18 protein-coding genes are annotated in these 19,991 nt (G+C 53.5%); 14 read left to right on the top strand and 4 right to left on the bottom strand.

The window, feature by feature from the left end; all coding sequences use genetic code 11:
- Positions 1-341 precede the first annotated feature (341 nt).
- From METLU_RS27650 to METLU_RS0100500, 4 genes are all read left to right on the top strand, one after another.
- A complete protein-coding gene (locus METLU_RS27650; RefSeq protein WP_155920338.1) occupies positions 342-515 on the top strand; it encodes a hypothetical protein in 174 nt (57 codons plus the stop codon).
- A 182-nt stretch (positions 516-697) separates the two neighbouring features.
- Positions 698-925: a hypothetical protein gene (locus METLU_RS0100520; RefSeq protein WP_027156536.1), complete on the top strand. Its 228-nt coding sequence runs from the start codon at positions 698-700 to the stop codon at positions 923-925.
- 818 nt (positions 926-1,743) lie between these two features.
- Entirely contained in the window at positions 1,744-2,055 is a 312-nt protein-coding gene (locus tag METLU_RS0100505) for a hypothetical protein (protein ID WP_027156534.1), read from the top strand.
- Positions 2,056-2,312: 257 nt separating this feature from the next.
- On the top strand, positions 2,313-2,513 hold the full coding sequence (locus METLU_RS0100500; protein ID WP_027156533.1) for a cold-shock protein: 201 nt from the start codon (positions 2,313-2,315) through the stop codon (positions 2,511-2,513).
- Here the strand turns inward: METLU_RS0100500 and METLU_RS0100495 are convergent.
- From METLU_RS0100495 to METLU_RS0100480, 4 genes are all read right to left on the bottom strand, one after another.
- Positions 2,510-2,740, bottom strand: coding sequence for a recombinase family protein (locus tag METLU_RS0100495; protein WP_081678970.1), 231 nt, complete (start codon positions 2,738-2,740; stop codon positions 2,510-2,512). The genes METLU_RS0100500 and METLU_RS0100495 overlap by 4 nt on opposite strands.
- A 271-nt stretch (positions 2,741-3,011) precedes the next feature.
- Positions 3,012-3,983, bottom strand: a complete 972-nt coding sequence (locus METLU_RS0100490; RefSeq protein WP_027156531.1) for an ExeA family protein — start codon at positions 3,981-3,983, stop codon at positions 3,012-3,014.
- Positions 3,973-5,604, bottom strand: coding sequence for a DDE-type integrase/transposase/recombinase (locus METLU_RS0100485; RefSeq protein WP_196806470.1), 1,632 nt, complete (start codon positions 5,602-5,604; stop codon positions 3,973-3,975). Before METLU_RS0100485 ends, METLU_RS0100490 begins: the two co-directional genes overlap by 11 nt.
- Positions 5,605-5,608: 4 nt before the next feature.
- Positions 5,609-6,199, bottom strand: a complete 591-nt coding sequence (locus tag METLU_RS0100480; RefSeq protein WP_231383511.1) for a recombinase family protein — start codon at positions 6,197-6,199, stop codon at positions 5,609-5,611.
- Between the two features lie 335 nt (positions 6,200-6,534).
- On the opposite strand from METLU_RS0100480, the gene METLU_RS24030 reads away from it, so the two are divergent.
- The 10 genes from METLU_RS24030 (at position 6,535) to METLU_RS0100430 (ending at position 19,978) form a co-directional block, all read left to right on the top strand.
- Positions 6,535-7,041 carry a carboxymuconolactone decarboxylase family protein gene (locus tag METLU_RS24030; protein ID WP_051299697.1) on the top strand — a complete coding sequence of 169 codons (507 nt, stop codon included), beginning with the start codon at positions 6,535-6,537 and terminating at the stop codon, positions 7,039-7,041.
- 91 nt (positions 7,042-7,132) lie between these two features.
- Complete coding sequence (locus METLU_RS24025; RefSeq protein ID WP_231383510.1) at positions 7,133-7,900, top strand: hypothetical protein; 768 nt, start codon at positions 7,133-7,135, stop codon at positions 7,898-7,900.
- A gap of 24 nt (positions 7,901-7,924) precedes the next feature.
- Complete coding sequence (locus tag METLU_RS0100465; protein ID WP_027156528.1) at positions 7,925-8,497, top strand: hypothetical protein; 573 nt, start codon at positions 7,925-7,927, stop codon at positions 8,495-8,497.
- A 289-nt stretch (positions 8,498-8,786) separates the two neighbouring features.
- A complete protein-coding gene (locus METLU_RS0100460; protein ID WP_231383509.1) occupies positions 8,787-11,429 on the top strand; it encodes a cation-translocating P-type ATPase in 2,643 nt (880 codons plus the stop codon).
- Positions 11,430-11,691: 262 nt separating this feature from the next.
- Positions 11,692-12,972 (top strand): cytochrome C, encoded by a 1,281-nt coding sequence (locus METLU_RS0100455; RefSeq protein WP_231383508.1) that lies wholly within the window; start codon positions 11,692-11,694, stop codon positions 12,970-12,972.
- A gap of 34 nt (positions 12,973-13,006) precedes the next feature.
- Positions 13,007-13,723, top strand: a complete 717-nt coding sequence (locus tag METLU_RS24020) for a class I SAM-dependent methyltransferase (protein ID WP_231383507.1) — start codon at positions 13,007-13,009, stop codon at positions 13,721-13,723.
- A complete protein-coding gene (locus METLU_RS0100445) occupies positions 13,693-14,937 on the top strand; it encodes a TolC family protein (protein ID WP_231383506.1) in 1,245 nt (414 codons plus the stop codon). The genes METLU_RS24020 and METLU_RS0100445 overlap by 31 nt, the downstream gene beginning before the upstream one ends.
- A complete protein-coding gene (locus METLU_RS0100440; RefSeq protein WP_027156524.1) occupies positions 14,934-16,172 on the top strand; it encodes an efflux RND transporter periplasmic adaptor subunit in 1,239 nt (412 codons plus the stop codon). Before METLU_RS0100445 ends, METLU_RS0100440 begins: the two co-directional genes overlap by 4 nt.
- 10 nt (positions 16,173-16,182) lie before the next feature.
- On the top strand, positions 16,183-16,797 hold the full coding sequence (locus METLU_RS0100435) for a cation transporter (protein WP_027156523.1): 615 nt from the start codon (positions 16,183-16,185) through the stop codon (positions 16,795-16,797).
- Between the two features lie 40 nt (positions 16,798-16,837).
- Positions 16,838-19,978: an efflux RND transporter permease subunit gene (locus METLU_RS0100430; RefSeq protein ID WP_027156522.1), complete on the top strand. Its 3,141-nt coding sequence runs from the start codon at positions 16,838-16,840 to the stop codon at positions 19,976-19,978.
- Positions 19,979-19,991 lie beyond the last annotated feature (13 nt).

The raw sequence follows: 19,991 nt of genomic DNA, 5'->3' as shown, positions 1-19,991 counted from the left end.
CTTTAGTTGTTGACTTGAGATAAAATCAAATAATGTGAGAAATCCCGATTGATAAAATCAATTAATGTGAGAAGACTGAAAAACAGGAGCAATTAATGCGAGAAAATCTGAATTTATAAAATCAGTTAATCTGAGATGAAAATACCGGATAAGTGCAAGAAAGCGCGATTATGAAATCAAGAAACTACATCTAGTGTGCAGTGCGAGGGATACGCTGCCATCAACAATCGAACAAGAGTTGATGGCGATCATTGAAGCCCTATAACCAGCCCTCGATCTGCCGGATAAACTACAAACTCAATGTCAAACAAACGGTAAATCATAGCCGAGGGAGAGGCGGAGTGAGTCAACCAGTAAAGCCGGAAGAGTTAAAGTCAGGAATGAATGTTCTGGTCAGAACAGATGGAGATTTTCAGGTCAACGCATTCATCAGCATTCGGGGAAAAACCAAAGAAGATATGGCTCTGTGGTGCGGTTTGAATACCGGTGACACAACGGAAGTTAAATTCAACTAAGTAATCGAAATCGAACGGATGAACCGTGATAGAAAGAAACCGAGAGGTAGCAATCATGACGATCAACAGATTAGCGAATTACTACACAACCAAGTTCGGATACGGTAGGAAAGATACGTTCATTATGGCTAAGCAGGCTGTCCGGTCGACAAAATCCCATAAAAGAAGACAGGAGCATCATCATGCCGAATAAAGCGAAGTGGACGCGGAAGTATAGAGAGCGATACAAGGATATATGTGCTCAAGATCAGTATAGGCCGGATGACCAGTATATCGAAGCTGTGGCTAATATCAGCTATCTGCATAACTGTAATAATGGGAAAGACGAAGTAGACCCGATAGAGCAGGCGGGAAAGGATTATGGTGATCTTGTTCTCATGAGAAAGGATAAGGGGAAAGGCAGTGCGTAAGTAATCATCTGGGTAGATGAAAAAAACCGGTTAAACACGATGGAGGATAGACCATGTTAAGCGATACCGAGTGGAAGCAGCGGTATATACAGAGATACCAAGAGCTAGTGATTAGCGATCAATATAGGCCGGCAGAAGAGTATATCGAAACCTTCGCCGGTCTCAGCTATGCGGCTAACTGTAGAGATGGAGAAGCGCAGGCTGATCCGATAGCAACGGCTGAAGGAGACTACGCCGAATTTCTCCGTATCAGAAGAACAAAGGGCCGAGTGTGAAGCTTCATATAAGGCCAGAATTGCGATTGAATATGTCGTGGTCTGGATAGGGCTAGCTTTACATCACCTGATACGGATACTTAGAAGGTCAATGGGGATAATCCGAATCTATGGGGGTAGACCCTATGAAAGAGAAAAGAATCATAGCCTTTCTAGCAGAGTCTAGAGATAGTGCGGGCAGAGAGTTTCTTCCGGTGAAGGCCAGAATCAATCGTCGGATAAATAGAATCACTGACAAATACGGAACAAGGAAGGCTAAAACCTAAGATGCCGTATGTAGTGGCAAAGGATAGGATTCTGGCTGAAGTAGGTAGGATGATGCAGTATAGTGGGTAGGGGAATACAGGGTGTGGGTCATAAATTAGCTAAACAAATTTGTCACTGGTAATTTTTTTCCTCACAAAATGCTTGCGAAATTCCTGATATAAACCTACTCGCTGGTGTCAATATACACTTCTACGACGGCAATCGGTTCTTTAACCGGTCCACGAAAACTTGGCCGGCGGGTGCACGCAACATACAAGAGCGATAGGAAAGAATAGTATGACATATAATCCAGAACTGCCGCTAAGTATAAGAAACCATCCCCATACTGGAATGGATGAGGCTATCCAGCAGATTGTAGATCATGAGCCAATTGTAACCAGTCATTTGTCTATCTTTTGGGATTACGCCGAGGCTCATCTTATTGTGCTTTCTGAGCAACCAGATAAGTATGATTTTATCGACATCCTTTGTAAAGAAGGTGAGTGTTCACAGCAGCGTGCAAAAGGTATTCATTTGGAGAGTGCGCTGCATGGCTTGAGTCTGGCTATAGGCCAATTTGTGCATCCAACTGGGGCGGAAGGCGGCTAAACGACTCAACCAAACCAGTTTCACATTATAGTGTTTCCCTGCGGGCCGACCGCCCGCCACTCGGCTGGGAGCTAATGGCCCAGCCTTTTTTTGCCCATCTGACAACCAAGGTACATGCCCCCGTGAATGATAAAAAACGGTTTTAGAATCAACTGTTGATGAATTACACAGTCTAGGTTTTGTCTTTAAAGAGGTTACTCGCCTTGTTTAAGGCTTTAATTCAAATACCTCTATTAGGACTTATTATTATGTCTACCATGACTACCGGCACCGTTAAATGGTTTAACTCTGAAAAAGGCTTTGGTTTTATCCAACCAGAAACCGGCCCTGATGTGTTCGTCCATTACCGCAGCATCGTGAGCACAGGCTACAAATCCCTTGAAGAAGGCCAGCGCGTCCAGTTCAAGATCACACGCGGCCCGAAAGGCTTGCAAGCTGAAGAAGTCACCGTTATCTAAGTGACATCAGGTAAGCCACAGAATCCGTTTTTCTGTCCGGAACTGACCAGCTTAACAATTTCCTCTTGCTGATGAGTCTTCAGTTTAGGGCGGCGGCCGCCGATCAGGCCTTGCTTACGGGCTGCCTCCAGACCATTTCGAGTGCGCTCGTGCAGCATCGTACGCTCGAACTCAGCAAATGAGCCGACCATTTGCATCATCATCGGATACGACAACGATTCCTTCATTTTCGGACCACAAGGTAGTTGTCACTTTTCACAATCTGCTGACATCGACTTTGAAAAGCGACACAAAGACTAACAACCTAACTGTTAAGCCTATCTGTAGTGGCTCGCGTTTGAAAATAGCCGGGCTCGCAATTATCGCGTTTTTCGGCTCGGATTAATTGCGACTGAAAATCCGGCTCGGCTCAGAATAAATGCCACTGAGCTTGCATTTATCCGTATGGGCTCGCATTCCATTTCCATAGGCTCACATTATCTGCAACTATCGCAGGCATCAAATGGGCAGCCCGGCCCGCAGCATTTTCTCGCGCAACTCTGTTGCCCGCACCGGATCCAGCGTATTGTTGAACAATGCTTTGATGTCGGCGGACTTCGCATCCAATTGCTCCGTCAGGTCTTTGATGCGGTAGCCGTGCCGGATCAGCGTAGGTTCCAGATCATCAATCTGGCGTGATAACACTGAATCGACGACTTCAACCGGAACGGGACGCTCACCCGCCTGATAGCCGGCTTCGAGCGCCAAGGTCAGGTGCAGTTGAATTTGCAGCGGCGTGCGCAGTTTGGCGGCCAACAGCTCCAGGGCATCGTCAGTCAGCATGGCATCGGCTTCGGATTGGCTATCCGAGCAGGTCTTGAGCAGCCACTGAATATACTCACGCTGATGACCGGTGATGCCATCCAGGGAAAACACATCAGTGCGGTAGCCGATTTCCTCCATTGTGGGTTTGCGCAGATCGTTGCGCAATTTGGGATGCCCTGCCAGCACGACCGACAGTCGGCCATCGCCATCCTCGACCAGCTCCATCAGACGCTTCAGGCCGATCAAGGTATGGCCATTGAGATCGTGGACTTCGTCCACAAACAGCGCCACCGGCCTCTTGTTTTTGCGCACCAGCTCTCGCAAATCGCGCTCGCGTTTTTCGCCCTGGCTGGGGATACGCACGTGTTTCTCGGTAGACAGGTCGTAAAACAGGGCCGCGATGAAGGTGGCCAGCTTGATGCGGTGTTTATCGACAGCCAATGACTTGGAAACGGTTACTTTCTTCTCTTCTTCCAGCAACCGCTGGAGCCGGCGCAGCATCACCGTCTTGCCGCTGCCGACCACGCCGCAGAGCGCAATGAGCCGCCCTTCATGGATCGCCCCACGGATATCCTTCATCAGTGCCTGGTGGTGGGCGGTCTCGTAATAGCCCGCCTGGTTAAAGGGCCTGGTCAGCCCGTAGTACTGCATCACTTCAACCCGCATGCTGTGCTCCTGTTTTATCTCGGAAATAGTCTCTCACTTTCGCCAGCACAACCCGGCGTGTCAGCGTTTCGGCCAGAACCTGGTCGATGAAGGCTTTATCCTCGGGCGGCAGTTTGGCCAGCGGTGTCGTCAGTTCGTCGGCGATGGCCAGCTTGGCGGCAATGACCGTTGGATAATGGTACTCGTGCGCCTCGGTATCGAACGGTTGCCGAGGCATAGTTGTCGGGAGCTCTGGCTCCGCCAGGCGTACATCGTTGCCGGACAGCGCCGCAATCGGCAAGCCGAGCTGAGCCGCCAATGAGCGGATGCGGGCGGCACGCTGATCGGCCTGACTGCGTTTGAAGGCCCGATAGCGATGCAGGGGGATCGGCCCGGAGACCGGCCGGTACGGTCCGAAGCGTTCGCCGTCAAATTCGACCAACAACTCGTCGTCGAACAGTCCCCAGAGCAAGACGACCGATTCGCCGGCCATGGCGGGCTCCACTTCATACTGGGTCCCCTCGATGCTGAGGCGGGCATCGATGCCGACCTTGCGCCGTTCCGGTTCGCGGGCGAAGCGGCAGAACTGCTCCCAGGTGCACATTTCGCGCAGCCCTTCGGCGGGCAGATGGGTCAGCCAGTCATCATTACGTGAGTGCGGTTCGGAGCGATGCCGTTGGGCGTTGTAGTTCAGCAGGTAGCGCAGCAGCCATTCGTTGGCCTGTTGCTCGGTTTCCGGCTTGTGAAAGTGATAGAGGGTTTCGTGGGCTTCCTTGACCGTCCGGAACGGACGCTCGACCTTGCCTTTGGAGCGGGCTGTGGTGCGCGTGCCGTCCTTGCCGGCCGGCAGATGCGTCTGCCACTCGATGCCAAGCGCCTGCATCACGTTCTGAAACACCCGGCTTTTCGCCACCGGCCCGTTATCCAGGTAGAGCATTTGGGGCCGTCCCTGGAAGGGATAGGCGGCATCGGCCTTGGGCGCCATGGCGTTGAACAGAAAGCGCAGCGCCGACTCCGCGTCTTCGCCGTAGATGCAGCGGTATTCCTGGTAAGCGGCGCCGCTGCGGTCGTCGACCACGCTGAACAGCGCCAAAGTGGGCTGGCCTTTGGCCGGGTCGATCCAGTCGGGTTTGTCGATATGTTTGAGATCCGACGGCGAGATGTCGAACTGCCAGCAGTCATTGCTGTGTTCGGCCTGGAAGCGGACGGCCGCCGGCTCGCGGGTCAGGCGAGGCTGATCAAGACGCCAGAGCGTCAGATAGCGGTTCACGGTAGGCCGCGTCAGCAAGCCTTTCGGAACCTGCACCAGGCCTTCGGCAGTCTCCACGCCATAGTCTTCCAACAACTCGATGGCCCGTCGGGTGGACAAGTGCCGCCCGTTCTTGTTGGTGGTCCTGAGCTTAAGTGCGGCAATCAGTTCGCAATAGCGCTCCAGCTCGGCTCGCGGCAATTTGCGCGGCTTGCCGTAATCGGCTCGGTGCGCGGAGCGTGGTTTATTGACGTGGTTCAGTGCCCGATAGACGGTGCTGGACGAGACACCGTAGAGATTGGCGACCGCCGCCACCTGGGCGGCCCGCTCCGGACTTTTCGGCGGCAATGGGTCCAGCCGTTGCCGCAGCCGTAACAGCGAATCGGCCGGGATCAAGTCAGGTCTCGGCGTGAGGCTTGGCCAGCGCCCGGTAAACCGAGGCCCGACTGACGCCGAGCTGCCGGGCGATTTCGGTGGCGCCGAGCTTTTGTTGATCGCGTAGCACCTTGATCGCCTGGCTATCAACGGAAGGCTTCCTGCCCTGGTAGACGCCCCGGGCCTTGGCCGCCGCAATCCCTTCCATCTGTCGTTCGCGGCGCAGATTCGTCTCGAACTCGGCGAATACCCCCAGCATGTCCAGGAAGGCCTTACCGGCCGCAGTCTGCGTATCGATCGGTTGTTCCGTCGCCCGTAACGTGACGCCGCGCTCCTTGAGCGCATACACGATGTCCTGCAGGTCTTTGATGCTGCGGGCCAGACGATCCACGCGGGTAACGACCAACGTGTCGCCCTTGCGCAGAAATTCCAGCAGCAATTCTAATTCAGTTCGACCGGTGCCTGGCACTTTCTCGGCCCGGATAATTTCGCAGCCCGCCGTACGCAGCGCCTGTTCTTGAAGGGAATAATCTTGATCCGCGCTGGAGACGCGGGCGTAACCATAAATAGCCATGAGTCCTGTTTGGTCTCGATAGGGTTTAAACCCTGGCACGATAGCAGCTAAAATGTTTCAAAACACCCTAATGAGACACTTTTTGTGTCTCATGGCATTGTTCCGTTTGAGTATACCCATGATACATTGGTGACAATCAGTTCATTGCTGCCGGTGTCACTTTTCAAAGCCGATGTCAGCAGAGAGTTGAGAACGTGAGCAAAACATAAAATTTTAAATGAACCTTCCTATTGCAATACGCTGACATCGGGTTGGAACACTCAACATCGACTTTGACATTTTAGTTTGCGTCCATCATGGTGATCGTGGGTTCTGACTGATTATTGCTGACAGCGACTTTGAAAAGTGACATATCATGACCCCAGAGATAAATCATGCCATTCTTAACGACGCCATCTGATTATCGTTTTCCCTGGTACGTGCGGCTTTTCTTTTGGAATCAGAAGCGCCGATACGGCAGGGTACTGGAAGCCGCCCGCCTTTGGGCACGCACGCCGAAAGTCTTAGTCGCCCTCGCTTTGCTTTATGGCGCCCTGGACCGCCGAACATCGCCGATTGAGCCTTTGCTGCGCTCACTGATCACTGTACGCATTTCGCAAATCAACGGTTGCCATTTCTGCGTTGATCTCAATCCTTTCATCATCCTCAAGCGGGGGATCGACCCTGACAAACTGGCCGAACTTACGGAATTTGAGACAAGTCCTTTGTTCAGCGAACGGGAGAAAGCGGCACTGTCGTACGCCGAAGCCGTGACTGACTCGAACCGTCGGGTTACGCCAACGCACTTTGAGCAATTGCATCGCTACTTCGATGATGATGCGATTATTGCCACCCACCTTGGCTCTTCTTCCATGCCAAGCATGGTACCTGTGAACCCGTAATTCTATCCAGTCGTCAATGCGTAACCACTATAAAAATAAAAGATGAACAATCTCTTACAAATAATCACACAATATAAAGCTGATACGCAAAGTGTTTACAACACTTGGTTTATTGACAATGATCAACGGCTCAAAGCCTTTCGCACCATTCGCAGAGGGGTTTTACAGGTGGTGGAAAATATTAAAAATAAAACTTTTCCAAATGATTTTAAGGGTAGTTCTTAGAATTTGTTTTGAAATTGGTGCGCAAAAAATGCTGCTCGGCAATAATGACTATTTAAGTGAAGACGAACGAAACAAGTTAGAAAAAAACATTGAAAAACGCCAAAAAGAAATTCAAGACGAAAAACAGGAAGAAAACCTCCATTCCGAAATGCAGTTTCATCTGCTAAAAATCGGTCAAAGTTTGGGTTACGATGCTTTTGTGGCTCCAAATGACCGCTCGAAGTCCTATGCAGGACATAGTTTTTCGTTTATGAATCCCGATAAATTTCCGGCTATCAATTGTGATAAAGAAACCGCCAACACTATCAAACTGATAGATGTATTATGGTTTGAGAAAGGGACAAATAAGGTGATTTGTGCCTTTGAAGTTGAAAAAAGCACCAGTATTTATTCGGGAATTTTACGCCTGACCGATCTTTCTTATTCCATTGCTACCGGCAACGAAACTTTTTATTTGGTGGTACCTGAGAGTAGAGAAAAGGATGTGGTTTTACAACTCTCACTCCCTTCCATTAAGCAGATCAGAACCCCAATTGAATACATTTTATTTTCAGAACTTCGGCAGCACTGCGATGCGCTTTGTAAGTTTGGTGATAGTCATCAAATAATGGCAAAAATTGCAAAAACCGTATGACTTAAACAAAGAGGAGAGCGAATCATGACTATCCGTTGGCATAAATCGATCATAATCACATTAGTCGGTGTGCTTTTTTTGCTGGTGGGATGTGTAGTTATCCAGCCAGCATTCTACCGGGCTTCCGAACTTAAGCCTGAATCCATAGGTCAGATTACGCTACTACCAGCGGTTGATGCGCGAATCGATAAGCATGTCGCGGTAAATCTCGAAGATCGATTGCGTGGAGAGGCGGCAACGATTCTTAGGCGGAAAGGATATGCTGTAGTCCTGAACGGTACTTCGCGCGAGACCGCTGCACTGACGAATGATAATCTACGGGCCGCTGATCCGGCCTTGATAAAGCGCCTCGGCCCACCAGGAGCCCGCTGGATCATGGTCTTAGCCCTTATTGATCTAAATGTGGTTGGCAATACCGATAAGGTGGAAGTGTCAGGTTTTTTATATGACAAGGAGAAGGACGCTCTCCTATGGCGGGACACATCTATTTGTCTGGTTGGACAGGGTGGGATATTTGGCGTGTTAGTCAATGAAGGAAGGGGCGATATAGCTGTTTCGGATGCAGTTGACTGCCTATTAGAGAGCATGCCTGAGTAGACTAAGTAAGGCAGGCGTTGCGCAGTTGAAGGCAGAGAATAGAGAAGGCAGCCACGAACTGCCCTCCCGGACAATATTGACTTTGCTCTCCACTCAGGGATACCGGTGCGGATGCGAGCGCGGACTTGGCTTGGTAATACTCCGGCCGCCGTTCTTTTCCGTTCCGTCACCGAAAAGCTGACGATAATGATTATGCAGATGCGCTGCTAATGTTAATGGGAGGAACGCCACTATAAACACATGGCACAAGCTATCAATTACCGAAGCCGCAAGCCTTCTTGCTACCGATGTGGAGCAAGGGCTTTCTGTTAATGAAGCGAAAAAGCGGCTCGCTCGGTATGGGCCAAATAAATTACGCAAAGGCAAACAACTTTCGGCCTTGGTCATTTTTGTAAGCCAGTTTAAAAGCCTTGTCATTTGGGTGCTGATTGGTGCAGCTGCTGTGTCTGCCGCACTGGGTGAAACCGTAGATGGCATCGTCATCATTACCATCGTGATCCTGAACGCAGTGATCGGTTTCATTCAGGAGTACCGTGCCGAGAAGGCGGCAGCCGCGCTGGCTCGTTTGACAGCCCCGCATTGCCGCGTGGTGCGTAACGGTCGTAGTATGGTAGTTACCGCGGCTGAAATAGTTCCGGGCGATGTCCTGTTACTCGAAGGCGGGGATTTGATCGCTGCGGACGCTCGCCTAATCCAGGCAGCTGTGCTTCGCATCAACGAAGCGCCGCTCACCGGTGAATCACAAGCTGTAGGCAAGTTTACCGGCAGCTTGCCTCCGGAAACGCCTTTGGCGGATCGGAACAATATGGTCTTCCTCGGCACCAGTGTGACAGGAGGCACCGGCCGCGCCTTGGTGGTTGCTACCGGTATGGAGACGGAACTCGGCCATATCGCCAAACTGCTGGAGACTGCCGAAAGTGGAGAAACTCCGCTGCAACGAAAACTCGACCGGGTTGCGCGTTTGTTGTTGTGGGCCTGTTTCGGCATTGTCGCTCTGATTTTCGGGCTCGGCTTATTGCGAGGAATAGCGCTGTTTGAGCTTTTCCTGAGCGCGGTCAGTCTTGCGGTAGCGGCTATCCCCGAAGGGCTGCCCGCCGTGGTAACTGTCGCGCTTGCTTTGGGTGTTCAGCGCATGGTGCAGCGTCATGCCTTGGTGCGGCATATGGCCTCGGTCGAAACACTAGGCTGCGCCGAGGTCGTTTGTACCGACAAAACCGGCACGCTGACGATGGGCGAAATGACGGCTCGCAAGTTGATTACCTCAGAAAGCTTGTATCGCGTCACCGGTGAAGGTTATAGCACGGAAGGGGCATTTTTTTCCGGCAATATGGAAAGCCTGCCATCAGAAAGCCCTGATCTCCTAGCTTTGCTGCATTCGTCGGCCGCCTGTAATGATGCCGAACTGACCCTGATAGATAATCGGCCAGCAGTTGTAGGTGACCCCACCGAAGGGGCTCTGCTAGTAGCCGCTGCGAAAGGGGGTATTACCCGTGCAGTCATCGAGGCTGAGATGCCGCGTCTGGCTGTTGTGCCTTTCGATTCCGACCGCAAACGCATGACTGTCATCCGTAATCAGAAAGGTCATGCCTGGGCATTCGTCAAAGGGGCTCCTGAAGTTATTCTCAGCCGTTGCACTCTGATTCGTACCCGCCAGGGAGTAAGGGAATTGACCGAGGACGATCGCATCCGGCTGCTCCAGGCTAATACTTTACTGGCACACGATGCCCTGCGCGTGCTGGCAGTCGCTGAGCGCCCCCCGGATGGCTTCAATTTCGAAGAGGGCGTGGTTGTGAACGATGCCGAGATCGAGCAGGGACTCACCCTTTTAGGACTGGTGGGCCTACAGGACCCGCCTCGTAACGAGGCGAAGGAGGCCGTGGTCAAGTGCAAACGGGCCGGCATTAAAACCGTGATGATCACCGGTGACCATCCGGACACTGCACGGGCAATCGGCCATGAATTGGGCATTCTGGGCAAAGGCGAAGAAGTTCTCGCAGGAGTCGAGCTTGATCGTCTGGACGACGAAGCGCTGGGGGAACGTGTGACACAGGTTTCAGTTTATGCGCGGGTTACTGCCGAGCACAAGCTCCGCATTGTCCACGCATGGAAGGCCCGCGGGGCAGTTGTGGCAATGACCGGGGACGGGGTTAACGATGCCCCTGCGATCAAGGAAGCCTCCATTGGCATCGCCATGGGCATGACCGGTACCGAGGTGACTAAAGAGGCCGCCGACATCATCATCTCCGATGACAATTTTGCCTCCATTGTCGCTGCTGTAGAAGAAGGGCGGGGCATTTATGACAACATCGCCAAAACGTTGGCCTATCTGCTGGCGGGGAATACCGGCGAGCTAATGGTGATGCTGAGCGCGGTCCTTCTGGGCTGGCCGCTGCCCCTGCTGCCGCTGCATCTTTTGTGGATCAACTTGGTAACCGACGGCTTACCTGCGCTCGCTCTGGCGACTGATCCGATTGATCCCGATGTGTTGAATCGCCCGCCACGACGCTCCCAAGAAACCCTATTCAACTGGAGTTTCCTCAAATTAACCCTGTTCACCGGCTTGCTGACCGCCGGCGTCACGCTTGGCGTATATGCCTATGAACTCTATATCGACAATAGCCTGGAACAAGCCCGCGATGCCGCCTTTACCGCCCTGGTGATTGCCGAGCTGCTGCGCGCTTTCGGTGCCCGGAGCGAACAACGTACTATTTGGCAGATAGGCCTGTTTTCCAACCTGCGCTTGTTCCTGATTGTGGCGGCGAGCTTTGCCTTGCAGTTGGCGATACACCATGTTCCAATGCTACAAGCGCTGTTTCAGATCGAACCGGTGTCGCTAAACCAGTGCGTGGCCTGGATCGGGGTTGGATCAATACCGCTGATGGTCCTGGAACTGAGAAAAGTCATCCGCCGTCCTCGGGCGAGGAAGGCTTGAAATAAAAAATGAAGCTTCAGGCAGGCACACAATCCTGTGCTTTGGAGACGGAGTATGCGTTAATCTGGCACTGAATAGAAAGGGCTGAAAACCACTTGGCTACTAGGGAACTTCAGCTTGTTAAATGGCGGAAATTCAAAGAAACAATATGGAGTGATTTATGCATCCTTTTTGTAAACCTGGTTACCATTTGAATTATTGTCTGGCATTGCTACTGGCGCTCATCTCAGCCACGCTGTTAACAAGTCCAGAAGCTGAAGCTATGCCGAGTTTTTCCCGGCAGACAGGTGTGGCCTGCAGTCAGTGTCATACCCAGTCCTTCGGGCCTAACCTGACGCCTTACGGCCGTGATTTCAAACTGGGCGGCTATACGATGGGCGGGGGCAGTGGCACTGCCGCCAAACTGCCCCCACTCGGCGGCATGGTACAGGGATCATTCACCAATACCCAAAAGGATCAAACAGTACAAAGCCCAAGTCAGCCGGATGGAACGCTTCGATCTGGCTATAATAAAAACAACAACTTCACCTTCGACGAAGCGTCTTTGGTTTATGCAGGCCGTATTTATGGCAAGGTTGGCGCCTATAGCCAGTTAACTTATGACGGCTATGAGGATCGGCTCGTAATGGAACACACCGATATCCGCTTTGCCGATCAATTAGGTTTGGGCGGCAGCCCCATTACTTACGGTATCTCTTTAAATAACAATCCAACCGTACAGGACTTATGGAATACCACACCCGTCTGGGGATTTCCTTATACGGGGAGCGGGGTACAGCCTGAAGTCGGCGCTAGCCCATTGATTGATGATGCACTGGGCTCTCAAGTTGGCGGCGCTACCGCTTATACGATGATTAACAATCTGCTTTACTTGGAAGCTGGCGCTTATGGCTCATTTTCCAGCAATTTCCAGAGAGGATTCGGTATCGCCGGGCCTGACAGAGTCAGTCTTGACGGCCCTGCGCCTTATTGGCGTGTCGCGCTGCAACATGACTGGCAAGGGCACTATTTCGCGCTGGGGCACTATGGTATGAGTGCCGATGTTTTTCCTGGACGTGACAAGACTTTTGGCGCTAATCATTTTACCGATGTCGCAGTCGATGCGACTTATCAGTACATGGCGAATCCGAAACATATCTTCGAAGTCAAAACGGCTTATATTTATGAAGACCAGAAGCTATCGGCAGATCGAGGGGCGGCATCCGATCCGACTACGGGTAGAACCTATTTGGCAACGTATCAAATCAATCTCGCTTATACGTTCGATCAGACTTATGGTTTGACTTTCGCGTATAACAAAATAAACGGATCACATGCGCCTCTATTTGGCGACGAGGGCAATATCATTGCTCAAACCAGGCCGAACAGTCAATTCTATACAGCAGAACTGGTTTATGTGCCATTTAGCAAAGCCAATTCGTATTCATATCTGATGAACTTGCGTACCAGCTTGCAATATATTGGCTACTCTCAAGCCAATGGCACAAATACTGATGCTCAATTTAACAACACCTTCATGGTGAATGGTTGGTTAGCTTTTTAATCTAAACCTACCGATTAAACATCGGGTAGATTACATGATTCCTTATAAAGCTGGATTAAGTGTTATGAAGAGGTCCTCCAAGTACATTCCGGCGCTTCATTTTCATTGGCTGACACCATGGTACGATACGATCATGCGGCGTTTGTATCCTGAACAGGCAGTAAAGACCGCCTTGATCGCGCAGGCCCGCATCCAGTCCGGCCAACGCGTGCTGGACGTGGGCTGCGGTACCGGAACACTTACTCTGCTGATCAAGCGCACCCATCCAGACGCAGAAGTGCATGGGCTCGATGTCGATCCCCGGGTGCTCGCTATCGCACGCAGAAAGGCTGAGCAGGTGGGGGAGGTTATCGTCCTGCGACAGGGTACGGCCACTGATCTGCCCTATCTTGACGAGACCTTCGATCGCGTGTTCGCGAGCCTGATGCTACACCACTTGACGCGGGAAGATAAACGGCGGGCACTCGCGGAAGCATTCCGCGTACTCAAGCCCGGCGGAGAACTGCATGTGGCGGATTTCGGGAAACCGCAGGATCGGACGATGTGGTTAATCTCGCTGCTGGTACGCTGGGCTGAGGAGGTTCACGATAATATTCGAGGCCTGTTGCCGGTTTTCATGGCGGAGGCCGGTTTTCGCTCGGTGGAAGAGATCAGCCGTTACCGAACCGTATCCGGTACTATCGCCCTGTACCGGGCTTGCAAACCAACCGGAGAGGGGGCATGCAGCCATCACCAAGGAGAAACGTCATGAAATCCGCATTGCTGTGGGTCAGCCTGTTGTGGCCCATTTTAGGGGCCGCCGAGGAAAGTATGCAACCGGCTTCGTTGGAACAGCTGGTCCAGGAGGCGCTGTCCCATAATCCCGATATCCAGGCCGCTCTCCAGCGCTGGGAGTCCGCCAAGGCCGTGATTCCCCAGGTGCAGACACTTCCCGATCCTAAGGTGGGTGTCAGCTACAAGGATATGGCTCCGCAGAAGGAAATGATGTACGGTATGAGCCAAGAAGTCCCGTTTCCCGGCAAACTCCGACTCAAGGGCGAGATCGCCTCGCGCGATGCGGAGCGCCTGGAGCAGGATTACCTGTCAACCCAATTGGCGGTCATTGCCCAACTGAAAGAGCTCTTCTACGAGCTGCATTTTGTCCACGCTTCAATCAATGTCGTCAGCAAGAACAAGTTGCTGCTGGAGGATTTTGAGCAAACCGCCACCGCCCGTTATAGCGTCGGCCAGACAGCCCAGCAGGATGTATTACGCGCGCAGACGGAGATTTCACGCTTGCTCGCCCGCCTCGCTACGCTGGAGCAGCGCCGGCAATCACTGCATGCCGACATTAACCGTCTGCTGAACCGCTTGCCCAACGACCCGCTCGGCCCCCCTCAGGACATGCACTTTACGCCGCTTCGCCATTCGCCCGACGAGTTGAATAAACTCCTGGATCAAGCCTCGCCTTTATTACATAGCCAGCAAAAAGCCCTGGAACGTGGCGATCAGTCCGTCGCTCTAGCCAAGCGGGAATACTATCCTGACTTCGAACTGGATGCGCGAGGGCTTCATGATACCGCCATGAAGATGAACGGCTACCAGGTTATGCTGAACGTCAAGGTGCCGCTCTACTTTGCCACTAAGCAACGGGAGGGCGTGCGTGAGGCGGTTGCCGGACGCGAAGCGTCCTTCCAGGATTTGCAGTCGCTACGACAGGAACTGCTGGCCCGGATCAAGGATAATCTGGCCCAAGCCGAGCGTTCTGAACGGCTCGTCAAGCTGCTGAAGGACGCCATTATCCCACAATCGAGCCTCACCCTGACTTCGGCCCAGGCCAGTTATGCGGTGGGCAAGGTAGACTTCCTGACACTCCTGAACAGTTTGCTGACCTTGCAAGAAAACGAACTGGAATTCCACAGCGAGATGGCCGAGCACGAAAAAGCCCTGGCTCGGCTGGAAGGCATCACCGGAGTGACACCATGAATCTACGATTTCGCGACCTACTCATCGGTGTGGCTCTGGGCGTTCTGGTGACACTGGCCTTGTTTTTCTTCTTTCGGCCGAATCATCCGACGACCGTTTTAGCACCTGCTGGGAATGCCGAAGTACCTGCTCATAAGGGGCATGAGATGGGAGGTGAAACTCAACCAGCGCAAGAGGATGATACTATCCTTGCGCAAAACCAAACTCTGGCGCCATCCGAGAATTCAATGTTCATCAGCCCGGAACGGCTTCAATCCATTGGCGTTAAGTTCGAGCCGGCGCAGCGGCGTCCTTTGGAACGGACAATCCGCACGGTGGGGAGGGTGGAAGTCGATGAGCGCCAGCTTGCCCGCGTCACCGTCAAGCTGGAGGGCTGGATCGACCGGCTGCTGGTCAACTATACGGGAGAGCATGTCAAGCAAGGCCAAGTCTTGTTCACGCTCTACAGTCCGGAGCTGGTGGCCACCCAGGAAGAATATCTGATTGCACTGCGTAGCAGCCGGACACTGGGACAGAGCGAGTTCCCGGAAGTTGCGGCCGGTGCAAAAGCTCTGCTGGCAGCATCACGCCGCCGGCTTTTGCTTTGGGATATTCGAGAAAGCCATATTCACGACCTGGAGCGCACCGGCGAGGTGTTGACCACCTTGCCAATCCATGCCCCGCTCAGCGGCACGGTCATCAACAAGATGGCCGTGGCCGGTTTGCAAACCAAGCCGGGTGACGAGTTATACACCATCGCCAACCTGTCCCATATCTGGATCGTCGGCGACATCTACGAATACGAACTGCCCCTCATCGAGATCGGCCAGACCGCCAGCGTAAGTCTGTCCTATGCGCCGGATATCTCGCTGAAGGCACGCATCGGTTTTATCTATCCTACCGTCGATCCGCAGACCCGCACCGCCAAGGTGCGTTTCGAGCTGGATAACCCGGGGGAGCGACTCAAACCCGGCATGTATACCAACCTGGAACTCAAGATACCGCTCGGCGTGCGACTGGCCGTGTCTAAGGATGCGATCCTGGAATCCGGAGAACGGCAGATCATTTTCATTCATCTCGGGGGCGGCCGGCTTGAATGGCGTAATGCCAAAACAGGCCTGCGTAGCGGGGATTGGGTGGAAGTCCTGGAAGGTGTTCAGGAAGGCGAGCACGTCGTAACCTCAGCGAATTTCCTCATCGACTCCGAAAGCCAATTGAAATCGGCGGTCGGCGGCATGCCGGGCATGAAACATTGAGGTATTCATCATGAGTGATTGTTGCGATAAGGGTTGTTCTTTAGATCGGCTGCGCGAACGACAGCGCGGAACATTACAGATCGTTCTCGGCACCAACGCCGTGATGTTTTTTGTCATCGTTGCCGCTGCATTGTATGGCAAGTCATCCTCACTGTTGTCTGATAGCCTTGATAATCTTGGCGATGCTTTGACCTATGGCCTTAGTCTTTATGCGGTTTCTAGGAACACAGCCGTTAAGGCCAAAGTCGCTCTGTTTAAGGGGGGGCTCATTTTTTTAGCAGCTTGCACCGTGGCTGCTCAAGTAGTGTTCAAACTGCTTGTCCCCACTGTCCCCGTGTTCGAGGTTATGGGCGTGTTCAGCCTCCTAGGCCTTGCCGCCAACATGCTTTGCCTTTTCCTTCTATGGCGCCATCGCCATGAGGACGTGAATATGAGTTCGGTGTGGGAATGTTCGCGAAATGACATTGCGTCGAATTTGTCCGTTTTTGTCGCGGCCGGCGCGGTATGGCTCACTGGCTCAGGTTGGCCCGATATTGTCGTCGCCTCCTGTCTGGTACTGCTCTTAATGCGCTCCGCTATCAGCGTTATGATTGCAGCAAGGGCGGATATGGTTGCAGTACGTTAGCGTACTGCAACCATTCAGAATGGAATAATGAGGTAACCGAGTGGTAGAAAAACTCATCGAATTTTGCGCCAAAAACCGCTTCATCGTCTTTCTATTGGTCTTTGGCCTGGCCGCGGGCGGTTTGTGGGCCATGAAAAACACCCCCATCGATGCGCTGCCGGATTTGTCCGACACCCAGGTGATCGTTTATACCCCGTGGATGGGTCGCTCTCCGGACCTGGTGGAAGATCAGATCACCTATCCCATTATCACCGCCTTGCTATCCGCACCCAATGTGACGGTCGTGCGGGGGTTTTCGGATTTCGGCTATTCCTATGTCTATGTCCTGTTCAAGGACGGTACCGACATCTATTGGGCGCGCTCGCGTGTGCTGGAATATCTCAACCAGTTGGCCGGCAAACTGCCGGAAGGGGTGGCGCCGCAATTGGGGCCGGACGCCACAGCGGTGGGCTGGGTGTTCCAATACGCCCTGGTGGATGAATCCGGGCAGCAGGATTTAGCCTCGTTGCGCTCTTTTCAAGATTGGTATCTGCGCTACTGGCTGCGCGCCGTGGATGGAGTGGCCGAAGTGGCCAGCGTCGGCGGCTTCGTTCGCCAGTATCAAATCAATCTAGACCCCACCAAGGTGCTGGCTTACAAGCTTAACCTGAACGAGATCATCGACAAGGTGCGCATGAGCAACCTCGATGTGGGGGGGCGGGTGGTCGAGTTTTCCGGTGTCGAGTACATGATCCGTGGACGCGGCTACATCAAGTCCACTGCCGATATTGAAAAAGTCGCTGTGGGAGTCAACGTCCAGGGCACGCCAATCCTGCTGCGCGACGTGGCCTCGGTGAGTTTAGGGCCGGACATGCGACGCGGTGTGGCGGAGCTGAATGGCCGGGGTGAGGCGGTGGGCGGCGTGGTGATCATGCGCTACGGCGAGGACGCCATGGAGGTAATCGGCCGAGTCAAGGCCAAACTCAAGGAAATCGAGCCATCCATGCCCAAGGGCGTCAAGATTGTCACTGCCTACGACCGTAGCGACTTGATCCGGGAGTCCGTCGCTACCGCCAATGAAAACCTGATCGAGGAACTGATCGTCGTCAGCGTGCTCATCGTCGGCTTCCTGCTCCACATCCGGTCCGCTTTGATTCCCATCATCACTCTGCCGCTTGCCATCCTGATCGCCTTTATTCCGATGTATTTTCTTAGCGTCGGCTTGAACATCATGTCCATCGGCGGCATCATCGTTGCTGTAGGCGACATGGTGGATGCCTCCATCATCATGGTGGACAACGCCCACAAAAGACTGGAAGAATGGAAGGACAATGGAGGGATTGGCGATCGCAATCAAGTGCTCATCGGTTCCGCCAAGGAAGTAGGACCCACGATTTTTTCCTCTCTTCTGGTTATCGCCATCGCTTTCATGCCGGTGTTCACGCTGGAGGCTCAGGAAGGGCGCATGTTCACGCCGCTGGCGTTGACCAAGAACCTATCTATCGCGATGAGCGCAGTACTGGCCGTGACGCTGATTCCGGCCCTGCTGCCGCTCCTCATCCGTGGGCGCATCATCCCTGAACAGCGCCACCCGGTCACTCGGTTTTTGCAGCGGATGTATGCGCCGCTGCTGACCCTGGCGCTGCGCTTTCGGGTGAGCATGGTGGTACTCGCCCTCTTGCTGATGGCCAGCATGGTTGTGCCATTCCAGCGCATGGGTACGGAATTCATGCCGCCGCTGTACGAAGGCACTATCCTCTACATGCCTACCACCCTACCAGGCATTTCGGTAACGGAGGCGAGCAAACTATTACAGCAAATGGATCAAAAGTTGAAGTCCTTTCCCGAAGTTGATCACGTGTTCGGTAAAGCCGGGCGCGCCGACACATCCACCGATCCGGCACCGTTCAGCATGATGGAAGTCGTAGTGGAGCTCAAACCGAAGGAGCAATGGCGTGAAGGCTTGAGTTATGAGGACCTGATCGCAGAGATGGACCGGGCTTTACAATTTCCCGGCGTGACCAATGCCTGGACCATGCCCATCAAGGCGCGTTTGGATATGCTTACCACAGGCGTGCGCACTCCGGTAGGCATCAAGATTTTCGGGCCGGACTTGAAAAAGATCGAGGACATCGGCAAGGCCATCGAAATGATCGCCAAGGACGTCCCAGGTACCCGTAGCGTTTACGCCGAGAGGGTTTCCGGCGGCTACTACCTGGATTTCATCATCAACCGCGACGAAATCGCCCGCTATGGCTTCACGGTCATGGACGTCAGCAAGATCATCGAATCGGGCATCGGCGGGGAAAGCTTTACCACGACCATCGAGGGGCGCGAACGCTATCCGGTCAATTTACGATACCTGCGCGAACAGCGTGACGACCTGGACAAGCTGGGACGGTTAACGGTGAGCGCACCCAATGGCGCCCTAGTGCCCCTGGCGCAGTTGGCGGAGCTGCGCATGGTCAGCGGTCCCTCGATGATCCGCGACGAGGACGGCATGTTGTCAGGCTATGTCTATGTGGACATGGCCGGACGCGACGTGGGCAGCTACGTGGAGGACTTGAAGCGCGTGGTGCAGGGCAAAATCGAACTGCCCGCCGGCTATACCATCGCCTGGGCCGGCCAATATGAGTTCATGGAACGGGTCAAGGCGCGGCTCAAGATTTTCGTGCCACTGACGCTGGCCATCATTTTTGTATTGTTCTATTTGACCTTCCGTTCAGTGGCCGAGACGCTAATGGTCATGCTCGGTGTGCCGCTTTCGCTGGTGGGCGGACTTTGGTACATGACTTTACTTGGCTACAACATGAGCATTGCCGTGTGGGTGGGCTTGATTGCACTGGCAGGAGTGGCCGCCGAAACCAGTGCCGTGATGCTCGCCTATCTGGACGAAGCCTGCAGGCGGCGCAAAGAATCGGGGCAGCTTCAAACCCTGCCAGACCTGTTGGAAACCGTGCAGCAAGGCGCGGTCGAGCGCATCCGCCCCATGGCCATGGCGGGGCTGGCCAACATCCTGGGACTCATCCCGGTCATGTGGGCGACCGGCACCGGAGCCGACGTGATGAAACGCCTGGCGGCACCGATGATCGGCGGGATCGGTTCGGCCATGCTTCTGACGCTGCTGGTGATCCCGGCGATTTACGTGATTTGGCGCTGGCATAGGGACATCAAGTCTGTCGCAGGCAAATCGGCGGTATGAACGGGTCGGAGTT

This window comes from Methylobacter luteus IMV-B-3098 (assembly GCF_000427625.1).
GTDB classification, from domain to species: domain Bacteria; phylum Pseudomonadota; class Gammaproteobacteria; order Methylococcales; family Methylomonadaceae; genus Methylobacter; species Methylobacter luteus.
Note: the sequence above shows the minus strand (reverse complement) of the source record. Positions and strands in the feature narration are given on the sequence as shown.

Excerpts from the sequence above, each read along its gene's own strand:
- METLU_RS0100440 (WP_027156524.1), top strand. The coding sequence starts at position 14,934 with ATGAATCTACGATTTCGCGACCTACTCATCGGTGTGGCTCTGGGCGTT.
- METLU_RS0100455 (WP_231383508.1), top strand. The coding sequence starts at position 11,692 with ATGCCGAGTTTTTCCCGGCAGACAGGTGTGGCCTGCAGTCAGTGTCAT.
- METLU_RS0100500 (WP_027156533.1), top strand. The coding sequence starts at position 2,313 with ATGACTACCGGCACCGTTAAATGGTTTAACTCTGAAAAAGGCTTTGGT.
- METLU_RS0100445 (WP_231383506.1), top strand. The coding sequence starts at position 13,693 with ATGCAGCCATCACCAAGGAGAAACGTCATGAAATCCGCATTGCTGTGG.
- METLU_RS0100465 (WP_027156528.1), top strand. The coding sequence starts at position 7,925 with ATGACTATCCGTTGGCATAAATCGATCATAATCACATTAGTCGGTGTG.
- METLU_RS24030 (WP_051299697.1), top strand. The coding sequence starts at position 6,535 with ATGCCATTCTTAACGACGCCATCTGATTATCGTTTTCCCTGGTACGTG.
- METLU_RS0100490 (WP_027156531.1), bottom strand. The coding sequence starts at position 3,983 with ATGCGGGTTGAAGTGATGCAGTACTACGGGCTGACCAGGCCCTTTAAC.
- METLU_RS0100495 (WP_081678970.1), bottom strand. The coding sequence starts at position 2,740 with ATGAAGGAATCGTTGTCGTATCCGATGATGATGCAAATGGTCGGCTCA.
- METLU_RS0100520 (WP_027156536.1), top strand. The coding sequence starts at position 698 with ATGCCGAATAAAGCGAAGTGGACGCGGAAGTATAGAGAGCGATACAAG.
- METLU_RS0100505 (WP_027156534.1), top strand. The coding sequence starts at position 1,744 with ATGACATATAATCCAGAACTGCCGCTAAGTATAAGAAACCATCCCCAT.
- METLU_RS0100435 (WP_027156523.1), top strand. The coding sequence starts at position 16,183 with ATGAGTGATTGTTGCGATAAGGGTTGTTCTTTAGATCGGCTGCGCGAA.
- METLU_RS24020 (WP_231383507.1), top strand. The coding sequence starts at position 13,007 with ATGATTCCTTATAAAGCTGGATTAAGTGTTATGAAGAGGTCCTCCAAG.